This is a genomic window from Oceanobacillus salinisoli (assembly GCF_009733865.1).
Taxonomy (GTDB): domain Bacteria; phylum Bacillota; class Bacilli; order Bacillales; family Amphibacillaceae; genus Oceanobacillus; species Oceanobacillus salinisoli.
This window is the reverse complement of sequence record NZ_WOFB01000006.1, coordinates 14,705-39,240: the sequence shown is the minus strand read 5'-3', so window position 1 is coordinate 39,240 and position 24,536 is coordinate 14,705. Positions and strand designations below refer to the sequence as shown.

General features: G+C 36.4%; 18 protein-coding genes and 1 pseudogene. 15 read left to right on the top strand and 4 right to left on the bottom strand.

The genetic code is table 11. The features are described 5' to 3' along the window. Positions 1-6 precede the first annotated feature (6 nt). The 11 genes from GMJ66_RS06065 (at position 7) to GMJ66_RS06015 (ending at position 13,031) form a co-directional block, all read left to right on the top strand. Complete coding sequence (locus GMJ66_RS06065; RefSeq protein ID WP_156289445.1) at positions 7-723, top strand: carboxymuconolactone decarboxylase family protein; 717 nt, start codon at positions 7-9, stop codon at positions 721-723. A gap of 46 nt (positions 724-769) precedes the next feature. Continuing rightward, entirely contained in the window at positions 770-1,615 is an 846-nt protein-coding gene (locus GMJ66_RS06060) for an alpha/beta fold hydrolase (protein ID WP_156289444.1), read from the top strand. A gap of 11 nt (positions 1,616-1,626) precedes the next feature. Next, the gene (locus tag GMJ66_RS06055) at positions 1,627-2,337 is read left to right on the top strand and encodes a carboxymuconolactone decarboxylase family protein (protein WP_156289443.1); all 711 of its coding nucleotides are present in this window, start codon (positions 1,627-1,629) and stop codon (positions 2,335-2,337) included. A 33-nt stretch (positions 2,338-2,370) separates the two neighbouring features. Further along, on the top strand, positions 2,371-3,057 hold the full coding sequence (locus GMJ66_RS06050; protein ID WP_156289442.1) for a CoA transferase subunit A: 687 nt from the start codon (positions 2,371-2,373) through the stop codon (positions 3,055-3,057). Further along, positions 3,054-3,704, top strand: a complete 651-nt coding sequence (locus GMJ66_RS06045) for a 3-oxoacid CoA-transferase subunit B (RefSeq protein WP_156289441.1) — start codon at positions 3,054-3,056, stop codon at positions 3,702-3,704. The genes GMJ66_RS06050 and GMJ66_RS06045 overlap by 4 nt, the downstream gene beginning before the upstream one ends. A gap of 49 nt (positions 3,705-3,753) precedes the next feature. Beyond that, a complete protein-coding gene (locus GMJ66_RS06040) occupies positions 3,754-4,947 on the top strand; it encodes a thiolase family protein (protein WP_156289440.1) in 1,194 nt (397 codons plus the stop codon). A 58-nt stretch (positions 4,948-5,005) separates the two neighbouring features. Then, on the top strand, positions 5,006-6,940 hold the full coding sequence (locus tag GMJ66_RS06035; RefSeq protein ID WP_156289439.1) for a TRAP transporter permease: 1,935 nt from the start codon (positions 5,006-5,008) through the stop codon (positions 6,938-6,940). Positions 6,941-6,951: 11 nt separating this feature from the next. Then, positions 6,952-7,944, top strand: coding sequence for a TAXI family TRAP transporter solute-binding subunit (locus tag GMJ66_RS06030; RefSeq protein ID WP_156289438.1), 993 nt, complete (start codon positions 6,952-6,954; stop codon positions 7,942-7,944). A gap of 938 nt (positions 7,945-8,882) precedes the next feature. Next, entirely contained in the window at positions 8,883-9,917 is a 1,035-nt protein-coding gene (locus GMJ66_RS06025) for a hypothetical protein (protein ID WP_156289437.1), read from the top strand. A 636-nt stretch (positions 9,918-10,553) separates the two neighbouring features. After that, on the top strand, positions 10,554-11,237 hold the full coding sequence (locus tag GMJ66_RS06020) for a hypothetical protein (RefSeq protein ID WP_156289436.1): 684 nt from the start codon (positions 10,554-10,556) through the stop codon (positions 11,235-11,237). Positions 11,238-11,750: 513 nt separating this feature from the next. Beyond that, positions 11,751-13,031, top strand: a complete 1,281-nt coding sequence (locus GMJ66_RS06015) for a hypothetical protein (protein WP_231514832.1) — start codon at positions 11,751-11,753, stop codon at positions 13,029-13,031. Positions 13,032-13,040: 9 nt separating this feature from the next. Here the strand turns inward: GMJ66_RS06015 and GMJ66_RS06010 are convergent, their stop codons facing one another. After that, complete coding sequence (locus tag GMJ66_RS06010) at positions 13,041-14,393, bottom strand: MFS transporter (RefSeq protein WP_156289435.1); 1,353 nt, start codon at positions 14,391-14,393, stop codon at positions 13,041-13,043. Between the two features lie 386 nt (positions 14,394-14,779). Between GMJ66_RS06010 and GMJ66_RS06005 the strand changes: the two genes are divergently transcribed. After that, positions 14,780-15,079, top strand: coding sequence for a metallophosphoesterase family protein (locus tag GMJ66_RS06005; RefSeq protein ID WP_156289434.1), 300 nt, complete (start codon positions 14,780-14,782; stop codon positions 15,077-15,079). Positions 15,080-15,583: 504 nt separating this feature from the next. On the opposite strand, the gene GMJ66_RS06000 is transcribed toward GMJ66_RS06005, so the two are convergent. Continuing rightward, a complete protein-coding gene (locus GMJ66_RS06000) occupies positions 15,584-16,870 on the bottom strand; it encodes a 2-hydroxycarboxylate transporter family protein (protein WP_156289433.1) in 1,287 nt (428 codons plus the stop codon). 250 nt (positions 16,871-17,120) lie between these two features. Between GMJ66_RS06000 and GMJ66_RS05995 the strand changes: the two genes are divergently transcribed. Then, entirely contained in the window at positions 17,121-18,104 is a 984-nt protein-coding gene (locus GMJ66_RS05995) for an L-lactate dehydrogenase (RefSeq protein ID WP_156289432.1), read from the top strand. 284 nt (positions 18,105-18,388) lie between these two features. Here GMJ66_RS05995 and GMJ66_RS21155 read toward each other — a convergent pair. Together GMJ66_RS21155 and pdxR are read right to left on the bottom strand one after the other, a co-directional pair. Continuing rightward, positions 18,389-20,036 (bottom strand): annotated as a pseudogene (locus tag GMJ66_RS21155) (M20/M25/M40 family metallo-hydrolase). Positions 20,037-20,342: 306 nt separating this feature from the next. Beyond that, a complete protein-coding gene (gene pdxR, locus GMJ66_RS05985; RefSeq protein WP_156289431.1) occupies positions 20,343-21,815 on the bottom strand; it encodes a MocR-like pyridoxine biosynthesis transcription factor PdxR in 1,473 nt (490 codons plus the stop codon). Positions 21,816-21,933: 118 nt separating this feature from the next. On the opposite strand from pdxR, the gene GMJ66_RS05980 reads away from it, so the two are divergent. Both GMJ66_RS05980 and GMJ66_RS05975 read left to right on the top strand, forming a co-directional pair. Beyond that, a complete protein-coding gene (locus tag GMJ66_RS05980; protein ID WP_156289430.1) occupies positions 21,934-22,548 on the top strand; it encodes a LysE/ArgO family amino acid transporter in 615 nt (204 codons plus the stop codon). A 270-nt stretch (positions 22,549-22,818) separates the two neighbouring features. After that, the gene (locus GMJ66_RS05975; protein ID WP_156289429.1) at positions 22,819-23,922 is read left to right on the top strand and encodes a metallophosphoesterase family protein; all 1,104 of its coding nucleotides are present in this window, start codon (positions 22,819-22,821) and stop codon (positions 23,920-23,922) included. Positions 23,923-24,536: the final 614 nt, after the last annotated feature.

The following is a 24,536-nucleotide window of genomic DNA, read 5'->3' as shown; positions in this document are numbered from 1 at the left end:
ATTTAATTGGATTTAAAAAATAAATTCCTAGAGATTCCAGATTGGTTTAAGGAACTAAATGAATACCATTCCCAAGCATTGGATCATCTCAACAAATTAAAAAAAGAAATACTATCAGACGGTGCAATTTCAAAGAAAGATAAAGAGTTGATATTAGTTGGGATTAATGCAGCTAGAAGGCATGAAGATAGTATGTTATATCACGCAAAAGGTGCTGCAGATAGTGGAGCAACGATTAACGAATTGGTCGAAATACTCACTCCTTGTATATTATCGCGAGGTATTCCTGCATGGTTTGAAGGAGTTAAAGCCATTCAATTCTTTAATGAATATAAAAATGAAACGAATAAAGAAATGAACGGTCATACAATTGACATGGATTTTCAAAGCGTTGACGAAGCAATTGAATATTTTAAAACAGAAGCAGACGGCGTAAAGAGTGAATGGATAGAGGTAATGGAGAAGGAAGTTTCGGAAGTTTTACTAAATTATGGTAACCTAAGAGCTTCTATTTTAAATGATGGAAAGGTTCCTAGAAAGATAAAGGAATTTGTATTAATCGGAATTAATATAGCCGAGCGCTATGAAAAAGGAGCGGAATTGCATATAAGCTCTGCAAGAAAGCTAGGTGCAACCAATGAAGAAATCGCGGAGGTTGCTATAACTAGTCTTTTAACAGCTGGTATTCCTGCATGGTTTGAGGGGAGTATGTTTTTAAAGTAAATATATGAGAATTTGATTTTCTGAGTACTATTTATGAGGTGAAAAGATGGAATTATACAAGAAAGACATTAATGGAAAAAACATTATCATTGCAGATTATCCCGGAGAAAAGGGAACAATTATTGCCATTCATGGTTTAACAGGAACCCATAAAAATATGCATTATTATGCGGAGAAATTTAAAGGGGAATATCGCTTTATCTCGGTAGATTTAAGAGGACGAGGAAATAGTGGTCAAATGGATCCTAGCCCTTCGATATTTAATCATGCGGACGATATTATAGGCCTTATTAAAGAGCTGAACATAAAGAATCCTATTTTAATGGGCCATTCAATGGGGGCTTTTATCTCATCCATTGTAGCGAGTAAGTTAGAGGATACTAAAGCCGTAATTTTACTTGATGGTGCTGCTTCAATGTCAGAACATCAACAAAAGATTGTACTTCCGTCCTTAGGTAGAATTAGTGAAAAATATAAATCAAAAGAACATTATGTTGAAGCAATTAAAAGTATTTACAATAATTTAGGGATTTCTTGGAACGAAGTAATGCAAGATGTAGTGGAATATGAGGTAGCCCAAGTGGAAGACCACTGGGAAAATAAGTCAACAGAGTCGTTGATTAAGGCTGATTTTGAAAGTTTTTATAAGTTCAATCCGAAAGAAACTTTCTCACAGGTTAAATGTCCAGTGCTGTTAGTTTATGCAAAGGGTGAGATTGGTACAATGCCACCGTTGTTTTATGTAAGTGATTATGAAGAAACGCTCAAATATGCAACAAATATAGAAACGGTTATTTCAGAAAGTAATCATTACACCATGGTGTTTGAAAATAGACAAGAAATTAATGAGGCAATTGAAATGTTTTTGGAGAAATCCTATACAAAAAAATAAGGGGTGAGTAAATGAACAACGGATTACAATATTTTAAGGAAGTATATGGCCAAGTTCCTGACTGGGTTCAGAAAATGCATGACCATGATCCGAGTGTTCTGGACCATTACACGGGTATTCGCGGAACTATTATGCAAGATGGTACCCTATCCCGAAAAGAGAAAGATGTACTTATTGCAAGTATGAATGCAGCACGTCTTTATTCAAGGAGTATGGTTTATCATACAAAAGGTGCGATAGATTTTGGTTCTACTGTTCCAGAACTTGTCGAATACTTCTTCGTTTCCTATTTATATGGCGGAGTCCCATCACTAAGAACATCATTGGCAGCAATATCCTATGCGCTAGAACTACAAGGGAAAGAGGTTTCAGAACCGGAAAAGGCTCCTGAAACTTTAGTGGATATTCTTAATATTATTCTACGTTGGATGAAAGATGAAGACACATTATTTATAGAAGAAATGTTGGACATAGTCAGATTAGAAGATTCGAAAAAATTAGAGGAAAAGATACTTGGGGATGGAAACGTTTCGTCTAAATTAAAACATCTTAATATGGTCGGAAATTATATCGCAGAATTACGTGGTAAGGATGCTGTCCCATGGATAGAAAAGGCGAGGGATGCTGGAGCGAGTGAGGCAGAATTAGCAGATATTGGGTATATTTGCATCTTGACTGCTGGGATTCCATCTTGGTTTGAACTTAGCGATTCATTAAAATAAATGGATTAGTACTGTTATTACGGAGGGGAAAGTATGTCTAAATTTAAAGAAGATATACAGGACGCTTTATCTTGTATTCAATCAGGTCAAACAATTCTAGTCGGAGGATTCGGTTTAGTTGGAGCACCTTTAACATTAATTGATGGTTTAATTCAGAAGGACGTTAAAGATTTAACAATTGTAAGTAATAATTTAGGTGAATCAGGTAAAGGATTAGGGGCTTTATTAAATCAAAATAAGATTAAAAAGGGAATCGGCTCTTACTTTACGAGTAATAGAGATGTTGGTGACAAATACCAAAAAGGTGAAATTGAATTAGAATTGTTACCTCAAGGTACATTATCTGAATCAATACGAGCTGGCGGTGCTGGTTTAGGAGGATACTATACAACTACAGGTGTGGGAACTGATTTGGCAATAGGAAAAGAAGAACGTGAAATTGATGGTGTTAAGTATATTTTTGAGAAATCTATTTTTGCAGACGTAGCATTAATTCGTGCGTATAAGGCAGATAGATTGGGAAATCTTGTATACTATAAAACTGCTCGAAATTTCAATCCAATTATGGCCACAGCGGCAAAAAACGTGATAGTCGAAGTGGATGAAGTTGTGGAACCAGGAGAATTGAATCCAGAGGAAGTCATAACCCCTCAGATCTTTGTAAATACCATCGTTGAAGCAAAACAAATTCTGACGAAAGAGGGGGTAGTTAGCAAATGAGTTTGATAAAGGATAAAAATGAAATGAAGCATTTAATTGCTAAACGAGTGGCAAAAGAACTAAAAGGATCACTTACAGTTAACCTTGGGATTGGAATTCCAACATTAGTTCCAGAGTACTTAGAAAGTGATGATATCCAACTTCATACAGAAAATGGTCTGTTAGGAGTTACCGATGTTGCAGAAGAAGATATTGATCCTAATCTAGTGAATGCCGGAAAACTTCCAGTTGGTGAAAGTATAGGTGCATCTTATTTTAACAGCTCTGATTCATTCGCCATGATTCGTGGTGGGCATGTTGATGTCGCCATATTAGGGGCATTACAGGTTGATCAGACTGGTATAATTGCAAACTGGGCTGTACCTGGAAAAAATATAATGGGTGTTGGTGGTGCGATGGATTTACTTGTTGGTGCTAAAAAAGTCATCGTTACCATGAGTCATACGTCTAAAGATGGAAGTAGTAAAATTCTAAAGAAGTGTACGTACCCAATTACCTCTACTCGTAGTGTGGACATGATTATTACGGAATTAGCTGTCTTTAAAGTTGTCGATAAACAATTACAATTGGTGGAACTCATGCCAGGTTCTACATTAAAAGAAGTAGAAGAAAAGACAGAGGCAAATTTCACTTATGTAGAAGAATAGGATAGTGCTGTAGTTTGTCAATTGAAGAAATTACAAGGGGGCTAACGACATGAAAAACGTTGTTATAGTTGACTCTGTTCGAACAGCGATCGGAAAATTGGGAGGAACTATAGGTAATGAGACTGCAGACTATTTGGGTTCTCATGTCATTGAACATCTTTTAAAGCGGTCGAAAATTGAAAAAGATGAAATTGAAGAAGTTATTTTAGGGCAGGCAAAGCAGAGTGCGGATGCTTCAAATGTTGCTAGGGTTGCCCAATTACGTGCGGGGTTACCGGAGGAAATACCTGCTTATACCGTACACAGACAATGCGGGTCAGGAGTACAAGCGGTAAATTCTGCTGCTCAACAAATCAAATCTGGTTTAAGTGATGTCATTATAGCTGGTGGAGTTGAATCAATGAGTACAGCACCATATTACGTAAATGGCGTCAGATTTGGTGTGAAATCAGGCAATGTATCACTGAAAGATCCAAATACTGCTAGTCAACCAGGTTCTCAACCGGTGGAAACTTATGGTGAACTTAATATGGGAATAACTGCTGAGAATATTGCTAGTAAATACGGAATTTCAAGAGAAGAACAGGATGAATTTGCTCTACGAAGTCAGGAAAATGCCAAAAATGCCATTAGTAAAGGCTACTTTGAAAAAGAAATTGCTCCATACACAATTCAAACTAGAAAAGGAGAAATAACCTTTAAAGTAGATGAGCATCCAAGAGAAACGAACTTGGAAAAGTTAGGCAAATTAAAACCTGCTTTTAAAGCGGATGGTACTGTTACAGCAGGAAATGCAAGTGGAAGAAATGATGGGGCTGCAGCATTACTCGTCATGTCTGAAGAGGAGGCCTTAGGACGGGGGTATAAACCGAAGGCCCGGCTCATAGCTCAGGCAGCTACAGGATGTTCACCTGAATTAATGGGAATGGGACCAGTTCAAGCTACGCTAAAGGTACTAATGCAAACCAATTTATCTATTCATGATCTAGATGTTATTGAATTAAATGAGGCATTCGCAGCACAGTCTATTGGATGTATTAATGAACTGGGGCTAGATATTAATAAGGTCAATCCAAATGGCGGGGCGATTGCATTAGGACATCCGATTGGAGCAACCGGTGCAATTTTATTTACGAAACTACTTCATGAACTAGAAAGAACTGGAAAGAAATACGGCTTAGTGACCTTATGTATTGCTGGTGGAATGGGGATAGCTACCATTATTGAGAACCTTCAAGTTTAAAAAATATTAATATTGATTTATTGTTGTTCCAAAAATAAATTTGTAAGGAGGGATAATAGTGTCACAAAATGTTAGTACGCGAAATGTCGAGGAGGAAATTGTTAAAACTAGAAACATCGAAGGTAAAGCAAAATTAATATTAAGTAGCGTGGCAATATTAATGTCTATATTCCATATATATACATCTATTTTTGGGGTATTCGATTCGATTGTTCAGCGGTCCGCCCATTTGACATTTGCATTGGTACTTACTTTTTTGATTTATCCTATTTCTAATAAGAATAAACAGAACAAGGTAAGTGTTTTAGATTGGATTTTAATCTTATTAGTCATGGGTAGCTTAGGATACTTTGTTGTAAATGGGAGTGCAATTGCAGAACGTATTTCGTATATACAAGAGATAAGCACATGGGGATTAGTTGCCGGGGTGGTAGCAGGAGTGTTATTGCTTGAGGCTACTAGACGGACAATAGGAAACGCTCTTGTCATCATAATTTTGGCTGTCCTTTTATATGCTTTTTTTGGGCAATATTTGGGAGACACTTTTGGTCACCAAGGATTTACATTTATGTGGATAATAGATCATTTGTTTTTTACAACTTCTAGTATTTATAGTGTAGCTTTGGGTGTATCAGCAACATTTATTTTTATGTTTGTGTTGTTTGGAAAGTTCTTAGAGCTAACAGGTGCAGGGAAATTTTTCATTGATATAGCGAATTCAGCAATGGGGAAATATAGGGGTGGGCCTGCTAAGACCGCGGTTGTGGCGAGTTCGCTTATGGGCTCTATCTCAGGAAGCGCAGTTGCTAATACTGTTTCGACAGGATCAATTACTATTCCACTTATGAAAAAGACAGGGTATAAGTCATCTTTCGCAGGTGCAGTTGAAGCAGTATCTTCAACTGGAGGGCAAATTATGCCACCAATCATGGGGGCAGCGGCATTTGTTATAGCATCTTATATTGGGGTTCCTTTTATAGAGGTTGCAATCGGAGCGCTTATCCCTGCGATTTTATATTACTTATGTTTATTCTTCCAGATCGATTTCAGGTCTAAAAAACTAGATTTACGTGGTGTTAGTAAGAGTGAATTGCCTAATCTTAAGAAAGTTTTGAGAGATGGATACCTTTATTTTTTGCCATTAATAGTAATCGTTTTCATGCTTGTTCAAGGTTATTCGCCGATGCGAGCAGGTTTATTAGGAATAGCTTCTGTCATTGTTGTTAGCTTCCTTGCAAGATATGGGAAAATGAATTTAAAAATAATTTTTAAAGCACTAGATTTAGGTGCTAGAGCAATGATTGAGACAGCAGTTGCTTGTGCTGCTGCAGGGTTTATTATCGGTGTTGTGTCATTAACAGGTATCGGTTTAAAGTTTAGTGGGATTATCATTAATCTTGCTGGTGAGAACCTGCTATTAGTGCTTATATTTACTATGATTACATCGATGATTTTAGGAATGGGGCTACCAACAGTTGCTGCTTATATCGTTCAGGTTTCTCTAACTGTACCAGCATTAGTGGAATTAGGTGTTCCAGTAATGGCTGCACATCTATTTATTTTCTATTTTGCAATTTTAGCAAATATTACACCACCAGTTGCTCTTGCTTCTTATGCTGCTTCTGGAATTGCAAATTCAAACCCAATTCAAACTTCCGTTGCTTCTATACGTTTAGGAATTGCGGGATTCATTATTCCTTTTATGTTTGTTTATGGAAATGAATTAATATTAATTGGGAATATTTTTGAAATAGCATTGGCAGTAACTACAGCAATTTTTGCAATCTATATTTTTGCAGCTGTCGTTGAGGGTTGGTGGTTAGGAAAATTGAATATTTTTGAAAGGTTTATTATGGCAGCTGGTTCAATTACTATGATCTTCCCAGGTCTATTAACAGATTTATTGGGGCTTATATTAATCGCTGTAGCATTTTTGACTCAGAAGTCTACTATGAAATTTAAAATTGATAAAAATAGTAGAAAAATAGGATAGGAGGAAGGAATATGAAGAAATTTCTAATGGTTAGTTTAATGGTAGGTTTATTATTTGGGTTGGTGGCTTGTGGATCAGCCGAAGAAGGGTCTAGTGAAGCAGAGCCTAAGGAATTTGATGGAACAGTAAATGCGACACTAAGTGCTGCTACATCTGGTGGATTTATGTATTCTGTGGGTGCATCAATCGGTAACATAATTAATAAACAGGATGGTTCTAATTTAGATGTATTAGAGGGTGGCGGTATAGCTAACTTAATGGGAGTTGACAATAAGCAATTTGAATATGGATTAGTTTTTAGTCAAGATATAGAAGATGCTTTAAAGGGTGAGAATAATTTTGATAAGGAACTTAAGGATTTCCGAGTACTAGCAGCATTATACGGAGGTTACTTACAAGTAGCAGTAAGATCTGAAAGTGATATCTATTCCATAGAAGACCTAAAAGGTAAAAGCTTAAGTCCAGGCGTTAAAGGTTATTCCGCAGAAGCTTTAGCTCAAGTTGTACTAGATGAATATGGTGTTACGTATGATGATTTAGAGGATGTCCAATTTACATCAACAGCAGATGCATCCAGTTTAATGCAAGATAGACATATTGATGCTATTTCTGCTATGTTCCCTATTCCTTTTAGTGCTTATCAGGAATTAGATACAACTATGGGTATTCGCATACTACCGATTGACAGTGAGAGAATCGACAATTTGAGAGAAATTAATCCAGGTTATAAGGAAATGGTAATTCCAGGAGGGACTTACTCTGGAAATGAGGAAGATATTACTGTTCCTGGTTCTATAACACTAATAATCACGCATAAAGATACTCCAGACGAAGAAGCGTATCATATGGTAGAGTCAATCTTAGACAATAAAGATGAATTAAGGAATTTATCTGTTGTATTTGAAGATTTCGATGTGAATTACGCCTACGATAATATTGTAGGACCTATTCATCCTGGAGCATTAAAATATTTTCAGAATCAAGGGGTAGCAGAAGAAGAGTAAGTATTCATTAGGTGGTGGACTTAGAAAAGTGACGAATTGATTAAATTATCTAAATAGAAATGAACCTTATGGAACATAACCATGGGGTTCATTTTACTTTTTTTGCATCTTAACAATTTAGAATTGAGGTCAAATCCTAGCAGAAGTATTAATATAGATAACTGCCCAATTTTTCCAAAACAAATAAATAATTAAAACTAGTATAATAGTAAATAAGTACTAATCTATCTCGCTGAAAAAGAGGGGATTTTCATGTAGATGTCAAAGGCCCAAAGTGGAATTAAGCGGATTTTCGAACGATTGCAGGGGAAGACCATCTAGGTATTCTTTATGTTGGGATCTCTATTGCAGATACATTGCAATCGGGAATTACTAGTATCACTCCTAGAGCTAGATACTGTATAATGTGGAAGCGGTGAATTCGGTAATTATTTTTAAAGCATATCTAAAAAGACAAGAATGGTTTTTCATTTTAGTAAACATTGCGGATGTTGAAGACAAACATATTACGATAAATGGGTAGTACGGAGGGACAAAAGCAATGGAAGAGAGGGTATGGGGTCAGTCCCCCACTGCGAAGTCGCTGCGGTAAATTTTTTGCGTTTTCCAGTTCGTTTATCTTTGCCCGCATTAATGCGAAATGACCATACTTTGCCTACTTTTTTTAATGACATTGAAAAAACTCCATATGATGAAGGTAGATTGTAGTACAAGTATCAACTTTATGGTTTCGGTTTAAGGAGTTTTTTCAGTAGATAATTAAAGGTAAAAAAGCAATAACCAGAATAATAGATAGATTAAAGTTAAGGTGATACATAGAGAATGTCAAGTAGAAAAATAATCGCTTGAAAAGAAAAGGTATATCATGAAAAAATAGGATTGAACAAGATCAGTTTTAAACCTAATTGTATCCTGAAAATAAGAATGGAGTTATTAAAATGACAAAATGGAGAATATTTAAATGGTCAAAAACCATTATTACAGGACTTGGTGTGTTTTTGATTATTGTCGTTATATTTGCTTCCTTTTACTCGATAGATAAAACTTCTTGGATTGTATATTCTTCTGATTCAGAGAATCTTGTTTTAGATAATATCTCCAAAACAAATAGTGAAGGAGAAGCATCTTTCAGTTTTCAAAGTGATAAACTTAATATAAACAACGGATTTAAAAAAATCACGAACGTAACCCCTGTAATTATACTTAAAGACGGTAATGAGATTATTCTTCAGAAAGGAGAACTACAAATAATATCAAAAGGTAATAATTTTGAATTTCCTTTAAATGATAATCTCACTGTACAAAACGTTGGTAACCCAAAGTTCATTGAGATTAAACAAAATGAAGATAACAAATCCCATAATATTAATTTTAGAAACTGGTCCAATAATACTAAACTTGAGTTTAGTAACAATAATCAACAATTTGTTTTATATTTTTATAAGTATAATCATGAAAATATAATTATTAATAATGAAGAATTAGACGATATGGGACTGGCTATTTACCCTTTAAATAATTTCCAACATACCTTAAATGGTGAACCAATAGAACCTATAATCTTAAATTTCGAAGGCTCTGATAATACAACTATTAGTGGCAACCTATCAAATACCTTTTCTTTCAATCATGAAAGCAAAGATGCACATATGAGTTTTTCTAATACTCCTTTTGTAAAATCAGATTTAACTATGTTTACAATAGAAGAGCAAGTTAAATATGAACTACCAAAAACTAATTTAAGCGGCTCAGGCAAACTAAACATTGATGTCTTAATTAATGATGGTTTTAAGGTTGATATAGTTGGAGAAGTTAATGAACTAAAAGCAGCTAACCGCTCATTATTACCATCCTTAATAAAGTTTCTTAATAAAAATCTTGAAACAATACTAGTAACATTGTTTTCAGCAATATTGGCAGCATATTTCTCGTTTTTAAACGAAAAAAAATCAGTTGAAAGTACCAAAGAATAAGAACATGATTTTTAAATTACTTGTTAAATATGGTCGTTTCTAGTATTTAAAAGTCGTTATTAAACACTCCACCTCCATCATGGAGCCACAGGGACAGGTCCCTCGTCCCATTTAAAGTAGGGACTGAGAATTACTAGTAGTTTAAAAAGAACGATTATTATAGTTTGCTTGATTATAACTATTACGTCTAGTTTTGCGTTTTGGGGTTACTGTATTACTAATGCATTCTATAAAGGAGATTATACGTTAGGCATTGCTATTTAAGGAAACTATGAATCTTTTATCGTTATTCCTAATAACACAAATTATGAGATATTCAATGTCAATCCAGATGAAGAGGATGGTATATTAAATACATGGAATAAAATATGGAAAAAGGAAGAAGAAGGTCAATTAAATCGAGCATATACGTATGAATTTGAAAAATATGTTCCGGATGGAAAAATTATATATATATATATAGCTGTTCATTCAACTTAATCTTAACCATGTTTTAATTCAAATGTTTCTCTATAAAACAATATTGGAAAGGTTATCGTTCCAATAATTCTATCTTAGAGTGGACCGAGGTACCTGTCTCTGTGTCCATCGAGATTAGTCATTTTCTTGTATTATTGGTATAGAAGGGGAAGTCAAATGATTAAAATAATTATCGCTGTATTATCCTTAATTGGATTTCCGATAGTACTTACAATACTAATGGATTTTCCTATATTTAATTTCGCATCTGGTCAGGTAGATTCATGGATCACCTTTTGGGGTAGTTATGTTGGTGCAATAATTGGAGCAAGCGTAGTATATTTTGTAGCTCGTTTACAAATCAACAAGCAATATGAACAACAAATTAGAGGGATTAAGTTAGAGAATGAACATTCAACAAAGCGAGAAATGAGACAGTTTTTAATAACAAATAAATTAGGCAAGTATGAACAATTGATAGAAGTATGTAATCAATTAGCAGATTTGAATATAGAAATAAGTAATCAATTCGTGAGATACGTAACTTTTACCGATATTGTGAATAATAAGGAATCTCCCGAAAAGGAAAAAGAACTTAAAGATAATATATATGAACTAAAATCAAAACATATGGAGTACTATTCGATATTAGTCTTAAAAATAATGAGACTAATTACCTTATTAAATTATGTACCAGATTTAAAGCAAGAGGGTATTGATTTACAACAGTTATTTACGGAACTTTGGGACGAAGCAAAAAGTTGTTACCTTTCAAAAGAAAAATATAAGGAATATTTAAATCCTGATGAGAAATTCCTTTTATCTAATAGTGAGATAATAAATAAAAAACTAGCACAGTAAATTGCGATTTTAAATAAAAAATAAGTGATAATATCTTTGAAATGGAACAAAATGTAAATAAGGATTAAGACATCTATTAAAAGGGTATTTCAGGGATAAAAGCGTTCCTATGTAGAACTCATAATTAGATTGCACCTCTATAATTTATATAATTAACCCAAAAATCTTTTTCAGATTAAATTAACAAAACCACCAATTAATTTGGTAGTGACCTCGAAGTTTAGATTTAAACTCTAACTATCGGGGTATTTTTCCTTCTTTTTTCTTAGTATTTTAATACGTCAAAGTATACATCAGAGCTTGTTCTTGGTCTATCATCTAATCCAAACACTCTATTAAAATCCCCCAAACAATTCCCTTTCCCCACCAGGCACAAACCCAAAACGCGTCATACCGAGATGCATTCTTCCAGTGTTTTACGAAAGAGGAACAACAGGTTTTAAACCAACTATGGCAAGAGAATAAACGAATTCCCCGAGAAGTATTAACTATTGAAACATGGAGGCGTTGGCTGTGAACGAATCATGGGAAGGTTCTGCAGGACGAATAAGAAGACTCAATCCACTGTTTGAGCTAGGGCGAGGAATGGAAGTGGGCGAGTTAAAACCCTATCTCCAAACCATCCTCATGCAAGTGCTCCTGAAGATCTTTTACCGGGAGTTAAATGATGATGACCATCGGCGCAAATCAGATATTAAATATATGGTAGAAGACACCATGAAAGAAATGAAGCTACTCGCCGATGAGAAGCAAATCGAACGGATTACGAGCGGGCTGTTATATTCAGGGAAAGAAGAATATAGTCAACCATTTGAAGCTTATTATTATGATGAAGTCAGGCAAGCTTGGGAGACACAAGTTTTTCGTTATGTGACGATGGATGATCTCTATACGAATTTAGAGATGGGTCATTCCATCGTTTATAAGCTGACAGATGTTGCGCAGGAAATGATTTTTATGAGTAGGGAAATGGCAGAAGAATTTTCCATTACAATTGAACAACTCTATAGTATCCAGTTAATTAAAAATGGTAATTTTAAGAAAGCCACACGAAACCTCGATCACCTCATTTCACGGGTAAACCGCTTAATGGCTAAAGAATTCTCCTTCGGGCAGGAAATGATTCATAATCCCAAAATCCTTTTAATTGAAGCAGAAAGGCAACGTGCTGATAATCGGATGGAAATTGAAAAGCAATTTGAAGAAGAGAAGGATCACTTTCGGACGATTATGAGTATGATTGAACGAACGAAACGTCAAAATGCCGAGGATGATCTCATTCATCGGGAACTGGTTCTGCTTCAGGAAAAGATTGGCCATTCCCGCGGGTTGCATGATCGCTTTGCCAAACTCGTCATTCAAAATATATCGTATGAAATGAAATTAAAGGCAGAAAATCCGTCCCTTTTTTGGGAAAACAGTTTGGTGTCCTTCAAGGAACATATTTATGAAAATGGCTTTATGAAAGAGGGGGTAGAGTCGTTTTCAACGGTTGAAACCATTCTGTCGCCCTTATTCTCACCAAAAAATGAGTTTATTTTGCCACTGGATTGGATATGGGGCGAACAGGAATTCAATGAGAAAGAGGAAATGGAAGTGATCGAAGACGAGGAGGAGACAGAGCATATCGTTCACGAGCGCATCACGAACTGGGATTCCGTTGTGAAGGCATGGAGCTATGTGTTCCAATATCTCCAAACGTACAAGGCGTTTTCGTTAGCGGATTTGAAGGAACTGCCATTAGAAGTACAGGGATGTGGGGTCAGTGACCCCAGTTTCGACCCCAGTTTCTAAGCTTAATCCCTATGCTTCTGACTTCTCTTTCTTAGGCATCGTAACATAAAGCATACCAGGGATTAATACGATAGCAACGAAGATTAATATCATCGTCATCGTATCTAGATTTTCTACGCTCATTCCTGTTGCAAATGCGACACCATAAATACTCGAAGCTAATATATTTCCTATAAATCTTGAAGTCATCAACAGTCCAGACGCAATTCCACTTTCCTCTACACGAATGAAGGAAAATAACAAGTTTTGCAGTCCAATATTTTGAATCCCATTACTAATTCCTGTAACCGCCAGAACGACACCTACCCAGAATAGAGAGGAATTTTCCTCAATGGTGAATAACAAAATGACACCGACGAATCCTATGACCACACTGACGAATAATGGAATGCGAAACCCAGAACGCTCCATCCATCTCGTGGCGACTGGGGTCATTATCATTGCAAAGATAGAAAGGGATAACATGACGATTCCTGCCATCTGAGAGCTTCCCCCTAACGTACTTTGGATAAAGGTTGGAAAGGATAGAAGTAAAGCAAAGAAGATGACCGTTGATAAAATATACTGTACAAAGATAAGTGCTACATTCAAGTTTTTCCGGAAAAAATTCACATTGATAAAGGCATCATCTCTTCTTTTCTCATACATGTAGAAAACAATGGTTAGTACAACGGCTAGAATCAATGTTCCGAATTGCACACGTTCCTCGAGTCCTAGTAAAAAGATCATCCAACACGTAATAAATAAACTAAATAAAAGAATTCCAAGCCCATCTAACTTATAGGATGCATCCTTGTTTGTCTTATCTTTCGGGATAAACATGAATGTTAATATGATTCCTATTGCAAGTATTGGCAAGTTCACATAAAAAAGAATCGGCCATCCACCAAATGGAATAAGCATTCCACCAATGGTTGGTCCAAATGCTGCAGATGTTGTTGCGAAAACCGCTAATGTCCCAATCACTCGATTTTGGTTATGTTCGATGGTATGACGAATAATTCCAACTCCAGCTGGAAAGAGTGCCGAAGTCCCAATGGCCTGAATTCCTCGCATGGCAAGTAATATAATCAAATTTGGAGACAATGGAGCTAAAATCGAGGACACGACAACGAGTCCGAGCCCTATTAAAAAGATGAATCTCCTTCCATAAATATCACTCAATTTTCCAATTAACGGTGTGAAAATGGCACTAATAATAAAATAAGACGCAATTAACCAAGAAATTTCTGCTGCGCTCAGTTGAAAGTCCTTTTGAATGTCTGGTAAGGCAACAGTAATCATCGTTGTATTTAATGGATTAAGAATAACGCCTATGGATACAGCTAGTATGATAAATCTTTCTTTATTCTTCAACGTCATTTTGATACTCCTCTATGAAGTTATTATTTTTTCATTTTATCATATTTGTATGTTGAAAAGGACAACAATCCCGATGGTGAGGATACTTAATAAAAATATTATTTGTAGAAAAAGTAAAAAAAAACGAGTTCGTTATCTTAGAGCGGACTGCTGCACCGGCCTCCTTCGTCCTTTGAAATTAGTAGAACCCCTCTAATTATTTGCGAGTACATTCGAACCGAAATAGTTTATCGGAAAAACAAACTAATTTTATAGAGTATTAGTATATTCTCTATATAATGAAATGGACTGCAAATAAAATAAATAGGAGGTAATGAAATGAAATTAAAATCCCATTTTTATCGTAATCGGAGTTGTTTTTACCTCAGCTATTCTTATGACGACAAATGTCTTCAGCTCTACTGTCCAAGGTAAAACAAACGGAAACAAAAAACCGCCAATTTAATGAGGATGGGAAGTATGGAATTGTTCAATATAATGATATTCAAGATGATGAAGAAGTAGACCCGCGTACCATTGAACTAATGAATACGGTCATTCAAGAACAAAATCCAGATTTGGTTATTATAAATGGAGATATGTTAAATGCTGATTTAGATACAGCAGATGAAGTGAAACAAGCCATAGATACGATTGCTAAACCGATGGAAGAAAATAAAGTGAATTGGGCAGTAACCCAACAGTAGCTAATATTAGACAATCTGTTTTTGGATATGGAGGCAGGTAGAAGAGTCGATTGGAAAGCTTGTCTAATGATTGAATGTATTCGTACTCCTTTAAGACTGTTGGTATTGTTCATTATATCACCAATGATTGTGGTGACAAACATTGCTGGAAGTGTTTAGAAGTCCATTTTTTTCATAGAAGAATGTCTGATAATTGTGTGTAAAACGTAGAGAACGGCCCCATAGCCATCAATGTTAAGCATTTCTTATGACAAGATTACCAAATTATAGAAAAATACTCCTCTCAGTAGTTTTATACCGAAAGAAGTATACAACCATGCAACAGGGACAGAGGACAGGTGCTGCGTCCGGTAATTACCTGTTTATAGCGGAAAATTCTCCTATCCCTGCGTCCAATTTTGATGAACTGAGAAGAGAGGAGGAAAAACTGGGGGTGCTCCCAGTTTTCTCTATTCGTTCTAATGCGACCAACCAGTTATACTGCAATAAAAATACCGTCTTCCTTTAAAGTAAGTTCACAAAAATACTAGCCAAAAATAAAATCAGTGCTGCACCCAATGTGGATGAAATCTGACAAAATGGCATTAACTCCATTCTTTTGGCTGCTGCTAAAACAGATACATCTCCCGTACCTCCCATGTTCGTCATACCCAAACCTGTGGTAATCGCTGCTTCAATGGGATAAAAACCGACTAATTTTCCAATTAATCCAGCACCTAGAGTCGCGCCTATTACGGCAGTAGCGACGACGATAATGTATTCGAGCGTTAGTGCCTGAATGATCACATTAAGGTCAGTAAATGTAATACCAATTCCAACTAATAGTGCAAATGTCCAATTTTCTACGACGAATTGGTACCATGCCTTTGCTCCGTCCACGATCATTGGGGGAAGAATACCGGATATCCTTAAAATGGATAATAAGATAATCATGACTGCAAACGGATGAAGAGGGATGAATACTCCTAACATTTGACTGATGACTAAAATGAGAAGCCCAGTAATTAAACCAACTCCCATTTGATTTATGTTATACGTCGTTTTTTTGTTTTCAAAATGAAGTCCTGGCATCATGACTCCATTCCCAGTTAAATGTGGATGCTTTTTACCAATGGCATTTAATATACTTGCGATCACGATGGCAAATAAATTACCTAACGCAATAGCTGGAACTAAAAGAGATATATAATAACTTGGATCATTTCCTAGAACATCCGAGTACAATTGAGACAGCGGTACCCCACCAATGCCCATACCGCCACCCATAATTGGGAGCACAATAACTAAGATGGTTTGGATAAAGCCATTTCCAAAAATGAAGCCGGCAATCCCTCCGAATAAGATAGCAGTGGTTACAGATGCGAGCAAAGGTACGGCAAATCGACTGCCTACTTTCAGCAAAATTTTTGAATCAATTCCAAGAATGCTACCAGTTATTAATCCTGCTATGTAAAAATTTAAAAAACCACCTGATTGCATGAAATCCGTTATCATTCCCGCTGTTTCCTTAGGCATAATGTTCATATGTACCATGAAAGCAGCTCCAAAAATAGAAAGAATGGCGCCGCCACCTAGGTAACTTCTAACAATGGGAGTTTTATCCCCAACCCATCCGAAAAACTCACCTAGAACCATCATAAGAAGCATAGCTCCGACCATTCCTGCAGGTAGATTCCCAGTGTACATGGCAAATAGTGTTATCAACAATATTACTAAAAACCAAACAATGGGAATGTGAAAGATTGTTATTTTTTGTTTGTGTAAATCTAGTGCTTTTCCATCCTGTGACATTGTTTTCCTCTTTTCTAAACTATTCTAATCTAAACTCTATTAAAATATTATTTTAGTATAGGAAGATTCAGAAGTCTATACAATATTTAGCTTATTTTCGATAAAAATCGATAAAATTTGATGATTTTTTCTAAATTTCTTCTGTTTTTCTTAAACATAAATAGACATTTCATTCAAAACAGTTAGAATAAAGAAAAGGAATAGTTTATGAGTCTACTTCAAAGTGATAGACGTAAGAAGGAGGAAAATGATGAAGAATAATAAACTTGCTATTGTGGGTGTCGGGCATGTTGGTTCTTATGTGCTTGCCGATGCAATGAAGATGGGCCTTTTTTCTGAAATCGTTGTGATTGATAAGGATAAAGATGTGGCGTTCGGGGAGGCACTTGATCAGGCTCACGCAACAGCTCTCACCTATATGTCAAATGTGAATGTATATGCTGGAGATTATGAAGATGTCAAAGGTGCAGATGTCATTATCATTGCAGCTGGACCAAGTGTGATTATCACGGATAAAAATGCAAAACCAGACAGGGCTTTACTTGCGGAAGAAAACGCAGAAGTCATTCGCGAAGTCATGACAGGTATTACAACCTATACGAAAGATGCGATTGTCCTTTTAATTACGAACCCATTGGATACCATGGTATATATTGCAGAAAATGAATTCGGTTATCCGAGAGGGCGGGTATTTGGAACAGGAACGATGCTTGACTCCGCCCGTTTGCGTCATGCGGTAGCATCGAATTACAATATCGATCCTAAAAGCGTTACTGGTTATATGATGGGGGAACATGGAATGACTGCATTCCCAGTCTTTAGCCGCTTGAACGTTCAAGGATTCGGAGAAAGAGAATTGGACACTTACTTCCAGGGGAAAGAAGCCCTTGATCGAGAAGTTTTCGGTCAAAAAGTTGTAAATACCGCTTATGATGTCATTACTAGTAAAGGTTGGACCAATGCAGCAATTGCCCAGGCAGCAATTACGCTGGCAAAGGCTATTATTTTGGATGAAAAAAGTGTTTATCCAGTTTGTACCACACTAAACGGTCAGTATGGTTATGATGGGGATGTCGCTTTAAGCATGCCTTGCATTATTGGTAAAAACGGTGTGGAAAAGCAGTTGGAAATAGAATTAGATGAACAAGAAATGGATCTGTTACATAAATCGGCTGCATATATACAAGAAACGATGAAAATAGCACAAACTGGAAAAGAGAAGAAAGTAAACTGAATGACCGATAGAACAGGTTTCGTAGTCGGATAGTTGGAACCCAAATAACCACTCAACTTTACGATATGATGCTTCTATTTTGGTATAACTGGATTAACAATGACTAAGTATGATGAGTCATAAGGACAGACAGTGCGGCCAACTCTGCCAGGGCTTTAACAGGACCGAGATACTTGTTAAAGGGGCAGTTCCTCATTATGCTAACGAGTTAGCAGAGTGGGGACTGACCCTTATGTTTAGTCAGGCGCAGTCCGTATGTCGCTAAACGGGCGCTTGCGCTTTTCTTAATTATTTAAAAGGTTTAAAATAACAAGGTTGGTTAGATTAGGTACCATTTCCAGTGAGTATGTCATTTCCATTCTTTCCAGTTTCTTATGCCCATCCACACCATAAGGGCCGATGTTAATAACTGGTACATTTAAATCCCGAATGTCCTGATACTCTACATAGTGCTTTGTTCCCCAGCCTGGGTTATTTTTTGAAACCGCGTTAATGCCCCCTTCATCATCACTAAGAGCAACAAAACTCATATCTGAAATAAACAGGAAAAAGTTACGAGTAACAATCGGATATGGATATTTTGGCTGTATTTCTTCCACTGCTTTATCTAAAGCATGAATTAAGTTTAATTCATCTTCGGTTTTTCCCGATAATTCTATTCTGGGAGAATATAATGACGAGTAAAACAGAATAATCGCCGGGCTCTTGTCCTTCATCCATTTCCATGCTTCCTCCACTACTCGTGCGGCAAACATACGCGTATCCAATTCCGTATTGGTTAACAGCTTCTCCTTAAACTCGTTCATGTGGGTTGTGAACGTATTGCCATTCTCTTTGATTAATAATTGTTCCATTTCTTCATAGGTCAATACTCTGGGCTTCCAATCGTGCTGTACAAAAGGGGCCCCAGTGGATTTGCAATATTGTTTATATCTTTCTTCATAGGAACGAAGGGCATTATTAAATGCGATAAATGCGTGTTCTTTTAGCTTTTCAAGTCTTGGGTGACCATGAATGGATAAAGAAATTATAGTAAACAAAAGCAGATAGTGCTGTTTGAACGGTATAGGTGGGTTTTAAATCCGTTTGTTTTAGGGATACAGGCGGAATAGTCGTCTCACCATATGCTTCGTTACATAGTTCCGGATTATAATTAATTTGCGTTGTTAGGTGGGCGGCTATAAAGTTTGGATCCAAACCTTCAAATGCAGAGCCTACATGTGTTTCTGCGCCGGTAATGAAGAAGGATGGTAAAAGCTTTCCAACCGTTCCCTTATAAATATAACGATTTTCATCTCCTTCAAATCGTGGCGCTACAAAGTCTGCATTTACAGCTGCTGCATATTCAAATCCGTGTTCTTTTTTCCAGTGGTTCAATGTTTTTAAAGCAGAAAGGATACCGTGTGAACTGTCCTCTTCGTCACATTCCGCCAAAAAGACAATATTTCCTTCTAATTCCTCGGGATGCTCGGAATAATATTTTAGGAGATAAAGATTACTGGCTACCCCACTTTTCATATCAAGGACCCCACGGCCAAATAACCAATCCCCAGAATATAAATGCTCTTTAGCAGAAGTAGGCAGTTCCTCATTTTTCAGTGACTCCATCAAGTCTTCCGGAGAGAAAGCTTTCTCTTTTAATTGATTAAAATCTTCTACTCCAACCGTGTCGATATGCCCCATTAAAATAACGGTCCGATTGCTGTTTCCCTTTTTTCCTTTAACAAATGCGAGAACATTATAGCGTTCCTGATCATCTTGGAGGGTCTTTTCCAAAGTGATATAGCTAGGGTTTTGTGAAAAATATGGGAAAGATAAAACCATATTATAAATCGAATGGGCTATAACTTTTTCCCCATCCGTGTTAACGATACTTTCAATATGAACAAGTTGTTTCGTGTAATTCAGTACATCCTCACGGCACTGCAACATGTTGATTTACCTCTTTTCCTGTAAATTAATAACATATCCATGGTTAACTAAAAAGATAGGAAACGTCAAGTGTTATATGATTATTTTTAAAGAGCAAAGGAGGGGTCATAGATTTGCCAAGCCGTGACGATGTAAATATAACTGGCTTCTTTCCCCCTAGATAAAACCACTTATTCATTGAATGGGAAGAAGCTATATCATGAAATAGAGAGAGGGAGTCTTTTCTATCTTGGCTATGAATATGAAATACCGTTTCAGTATTTTGCGGTTGTTACTTTAATAAGGTGTCAGGCCCCTAATGCATGATCAGTCTAACTCAGGGCGCTGGTCGTCGGAAAGCCCTGAAATAAGTTCTGAAAGACGTATCAATCCATGCTCCAATTCTTCTATTGAAGCGTAAGAATAGGATAAGCGTAAATGCTCTTGGTCATTTTTATCATATATACTTCCCGGATTGAGCAAAATCCCTTCTCGGAGGGCTAAATCAAATAATTTTCGAGTTGAAATACCTGTTTGCATACGAAGCCAAATATAAAAACCTCCACTTGGAATACTCCAAGTTGCTAATTCTGAAAAGTATTTAGTTAAAATTTGAATAGTTAGGTCCCTTCTAAATTTCAGTTTCTTCCTTATCTGTGTTAAATAATCCTCATATATTCCACTTTTAAGCCATTTATTAACAGCATACTGTGATAGGGAACTTGAGCCATAATCGGTTTGCATTTTTATATCGGATAAACGCTCAATAACAGGCTCAGGTCCGACAAGCCAGCCAATTCGTAACCCCGGACTCAATGTTTTGGATATGCTTCCAATATACAGAATATTGCCTTGCTTATCTCTTGCTTTCAAAGGCTTTGGTGGGGGACTATCCAACCACAGCTCACCATAAACATCATCCTCAATAATAGGAAGAGAATCCTTATTGGAAATCTCCAATAACTGATTCCGTCTTCTATCAGACATTACTGTACCAGTTGGGTTGTTAAAAGAAGGAATTGTATAAAGTAATGCCCCATTATGCTGTCGTTTTAAACGTTCAATTGAATCACATCGAATTCCCTCATTGTCCAAAGGAATACCGAATAAATTCATTCCCGCTGACTGAAATACATGTATAGAATTAAGGTACGAAGGTGTCTCATGAAATATGGTTGAACCTCTCTTTAATAATCCAATTGAAATCAATTGCAATGCTTGAAGACCTCCAGAAACAATCAATATAGAAGAAGGAGATACTTCAATCCCTTTTGTTTTTATATAGTCTCTGACAGTTTTACGTAAAGAAAGATCTCCCTTGGGTTCAACATATCCTAGTGATAAATTCTCTGTCATATTTAGTTGTAATACTTCTTTCATCTTTTCATTTGGTAATAAATCAGGTGAAAGTTCACCAGTTCCAAGCCTTATTATGTTTGGATTTGCTTCTGCCTTATTAATTTCTTGGATGAGCTTTATGTTCGGTTCATGAATGCCAGAATGTACATAACTAACCCAATCAGGTGGAGGAGTTGAAGCGAGTAGGCTCCAAGTATTGTTAACCACTTTTGTCCCTCTTCCAACTTTTGATTCAATCAAACCATCGGCAGCCAATTCTTCAAGTGCTGATACAATGGTACTCCTGTTAACTTCAAATAGTTCCGCTAAGGTTCTTTGCGGAGGTATTTTCGTACCTATTGTCCATTCACCATTCATGATTTTCTTTTTCATATAGTTAGAGATTTGCTGATGTAAAGGCATTGTTGATGATTTGTGTGGTTTCCAATCTATTTCAGACATAGGCCAAACTCCATTCTTTTCTTTGATTATACAAAATGGTTGGTTTAATTTCCATCCAATTGGTTGGAGACAAATGGAGTATCTTTCGCTATTCTAAATAAGAAAAGGAGGGATAATAGTGGAGGCATTTCTTCATGGAGTGGTATTGGCATTTGGTTTAATATTGCCTCTAGGCGTACAAAACGTATTTGTATTTAACCAAGGGGCAACCCATAGAAAACTTACGAATGCTTTACCTGCAATTATTACAGCTGGTGTTTGTGATAGTCTTTTAATCTATTTGGCAGTGGCTGGTGTATCCATCATTGTTTTTAGCTTTGTGTGGTTAAAGGCTACGCTGTTTGTCGTAGGATTCATTTTCTTAGTATATATGGGATGGGTTATGTGGAAAAGCAAGCCTGAACAGCATGATAGACAATCCTCAAATAGATTTTCGGCAAAGCAGCAGATAACATTTGCTTCCTCCGTTTCGCTACTTAATCCGCATGCGATAATGGATACAATAGGAGTGATTGGAACCAGTTCTCTGGTCTACACGGGATATGAAAAATGGATTTTTACGGTAGCATGTATAGGAGTTTCATGGATTTGGTTTTTTGCTTTAGCGATAACTGGTAGAAAAGTTGGTCAAGTTGATAGAAGCGGACAGCTGTTAAAACGAATGAACCAGGTTTCTGCTCTAATTATTTGGGCGATGGCAATTTATATGGGATTTCAATTGATTTCTTTGTAATCTGGGCTTTGTAAAGGTTAAATTCCATTTAGAATCGATCAGGCTTGTAACATTATAGAAAGATAAACGTTCGACAAAAATTGACAAAAATCAGGAAGTGACAGGCACCTTCGAGAATATGTTTTGGAAATAGTACAATTCTACCTATTATTTGCTAGTACATTGGAACCGAATTAGTTTATTGTAAAAACAAACTAATTTAATAGAGTATTAATATTTTCTTTATATAATGCAATTGACTGGAAAAATAAATAAATAGGAGGTTATGAAATGAAATTAAAACCAATTATTAGCGTAATCGGGGTTTTTTTCACCACAGTTATTCTTGTTACGACAAATCTCTTCAGTTCTACCATTCAAGGAAAAACAAACGAAAACAAAAAACTCCAGTTTAATGAGGATGGGAAGTATAGAATTGTCCAATTTAATGATATTCAAGATGATGAAGAAGTTGACCCGCGTACAATGGAACTTATGAATACTGTCATTCAGGACCAAAGTCCAGATTTGGTCATTCTAAATGGGGATATGTTAAATGCTGGTTTGGATACAGCAGAAGAAGTGAAACAAGCGATTGATACCATTTCTAAACCTATGGAAGAAAATGAAGTGAATTGGGCAGTAACATTTGGTAATCATGATGAAGATCATACCGAGAAAACCGGAATGGACGAAGAAGCAATGCTCGATGTTTACATGTCTTATGAATACAATGTAAACAAGCCGGATTCCAAAGATATTACTGGAACTGGTAATGCAAACTTAGTTATCAATCATTCTAAAAATGCAGAACCAGCATATAATGTTTGGTTATTTGATAGTGGCAGATATGCACCGGATGAAATAGCAGGCCAGGATTTTAAAGGATATCAAACATGGGATTGGCTTCGTCATGATCAGGTTCAATGGTATGTGGAAACCTCTGAAAAATTAGAACAAACAGCAGGACATAAAGTTCCTTCCCTTGCATTTATGCATATACCACTTCCAGAATTCGAGTATATGTGGTATGCAGCACCATACCAAGGAACGGAAGAAGGTCATGAGCGTGCTATAGAAAAGCATAATATTATCGGGGAAAAAAATGAGTGTGTCTGCACGGGACCATTTAATAGTGGAATGTTTGCTGCCATGTTAGAAAGAGGAGATGTACAAGGAGTTTTCGCTGGTCACGATCATATTAATACTTATGTTGGTGACTATTATGGCATTAAACTTGGCTATGCAGGAAGTGCGGGATTTGGAGCCTATGGTCTTGGTGGAGAAGAAAACCATCGATTACGCGGAGCAAGAGTATTTAACCTAGATGAAAAAGCAGAAGATGTATTAGTAGATACAGAAATGCTTTACGCAGAAGATTATGGAATTCAATAAAGTGGAATATCACATTCTTACAGGAAATATCGCATTATTCTTATAAGCGATGAAATTCTATCCACTAGATAAGAAAATGGTCGAAGTGCAATCTGGAATCGCTGAAATGAAGAAGAAGGATAAAGAATTGGCAAAAGCTAACTAATATGTAAGTTGGAAGCCTGCTCGAGTATGCCTTAGAATCGAGCAGGCTTGTAACTTTTATAGAAAAATAAACATTCGACAAAAATTGACAAAAACCGGGAAGTGACAGGCACCTTAAAGGTGCCCGAATGAACTTGGGAATTATTTGAAAGGAAACGTAGGAAGGTTCTAGGTGCCCGAATGAGCTTAGGAATTATTTAAAAGGTAACGTAGAGAGGTTCTAAGTGCCTGAATGAACTAAGGAATCATTTGCAAGGAAACGTAGGAAGGTTCTAGGTGCCCGAATGAGCTTAGGAATCATTTGAAAGGTAACGTAGAGAGGTTCTAAGTGCCCGAATGAACTCGGAATTCATCCAAAAGGGAACGTAGGAAGGATCCAAGGCGCCCGAATAAGCTGATAATTCAGCCAAAGGACGAAGAGAAGTTCACTATCCTTGTGTCTTCTCCAAATAATGGGGCAAGTTACATGT

What these genes read in the sequence shown, in the direction of transcription:
- GMJ66_RS06055 (WP_156289443.1), top strand. Translation starts at nt 1,627, where the DNA reads ATGAACAACGGATTACAATATTTTAAGGAAGTATATGGCCAAGTTCCT.
- GMJ66_RS05975 (WP_156289429.1), top strand. Translation starts at nt 22,819, where the DNA reads ATGAAATTAAAACCAATTATTAGCGTAATCGGGGTTTTTTTCACCACA.
- GMJ66_RS06050 (WP_156289442.1), top strand. Translation starts at nt 2,371, where the DNA reads ATGTCTAAATTTAAAGAAGATATACAGGACGCTTTATCTTGTATTCAA.
- GMJ66_RS06040 (WP_156289440.1), top strand. Translation starts at nt 3,754, where the DNA reads ATGAAAAACGTTGTTATAGTTGACTCTGTTCGAACAGCGATCGGAAAA.
- GMJ66_RS06025 (WP_156289437.1), top strand. Translation starts at nt 8,883, where the DNA reads ATGACAAAATGGAGAATATTTAAATGGTCAAAAACCATTATTACAGGA.
- GMJ66_RS06005 (WP_156289434.1), top strand. Translation starts at nt 14,780, where the DNA reads ATGTCTTCAGCTCTACTGTCCAAGGTAAAACAAACGGAAACAAAAAAC.
- GMJ66_RS06010 (WP_156289435.1), bottom strand. Translation starts at nt 14,393, where the DNA reads ATGACGTTGAAGAATAAAGAAAGATTTATCATACTAGCTGTATCCATA.
- GMJ66_RS06045 (WP_156289441.1), top strand. Translation starts at nt 3,054, where the DNA reads ATGAGTTTGATAAAGGATAAAAATGAAATGAAGCATTTAATTGCTAAA.
- GMJ66_RS06000 (WP_156289433.1), bottom strand. Translation starts at nt 16,870, where the DNA reads ATGTCACAGGATGGAAAAGCACTAGATTTACACAAACAAAAAATAACA.
- pdxR (WP_156289431.1), bottom strand. Translation starts at nt 21,815, where the DNA reads ATGTCTGAAATAGATTGGAAACCACACAAATCATCAACAATGCCTTTA.
- GMJ66_RS06030 (WP_156289438.1), top strand. Translation starts at nt 6,952, where the DNA reads ATGAAGAAATTTCTAATGGTTAGTTTAATGGTAGGTTTATTATTTGGG.
- GMJ66_RS05995 (WP_156289432.1), top strand. Translation starts at nt 17,121, where the DNA reads ATGAAGAATAATAAACTTGCTATTGTGGGTGTCGGGCATGTTGGTTCT.
- GMJ66_RS06060 (WP_156289444.1), top strand. Translation starts at nt 770, where the DNA reads ATGGAATTATACAAGAAAGACATTAATGGAAAAAACATTATCATTGCA.
- GMJ66_RS06020 (WP_156289436.1), top strand. Translation starts at nt 10,554, where the DNA reads ATGATTAAAATAATTATCGCTGTATTATCCTTAATTGGATTTCCGATA.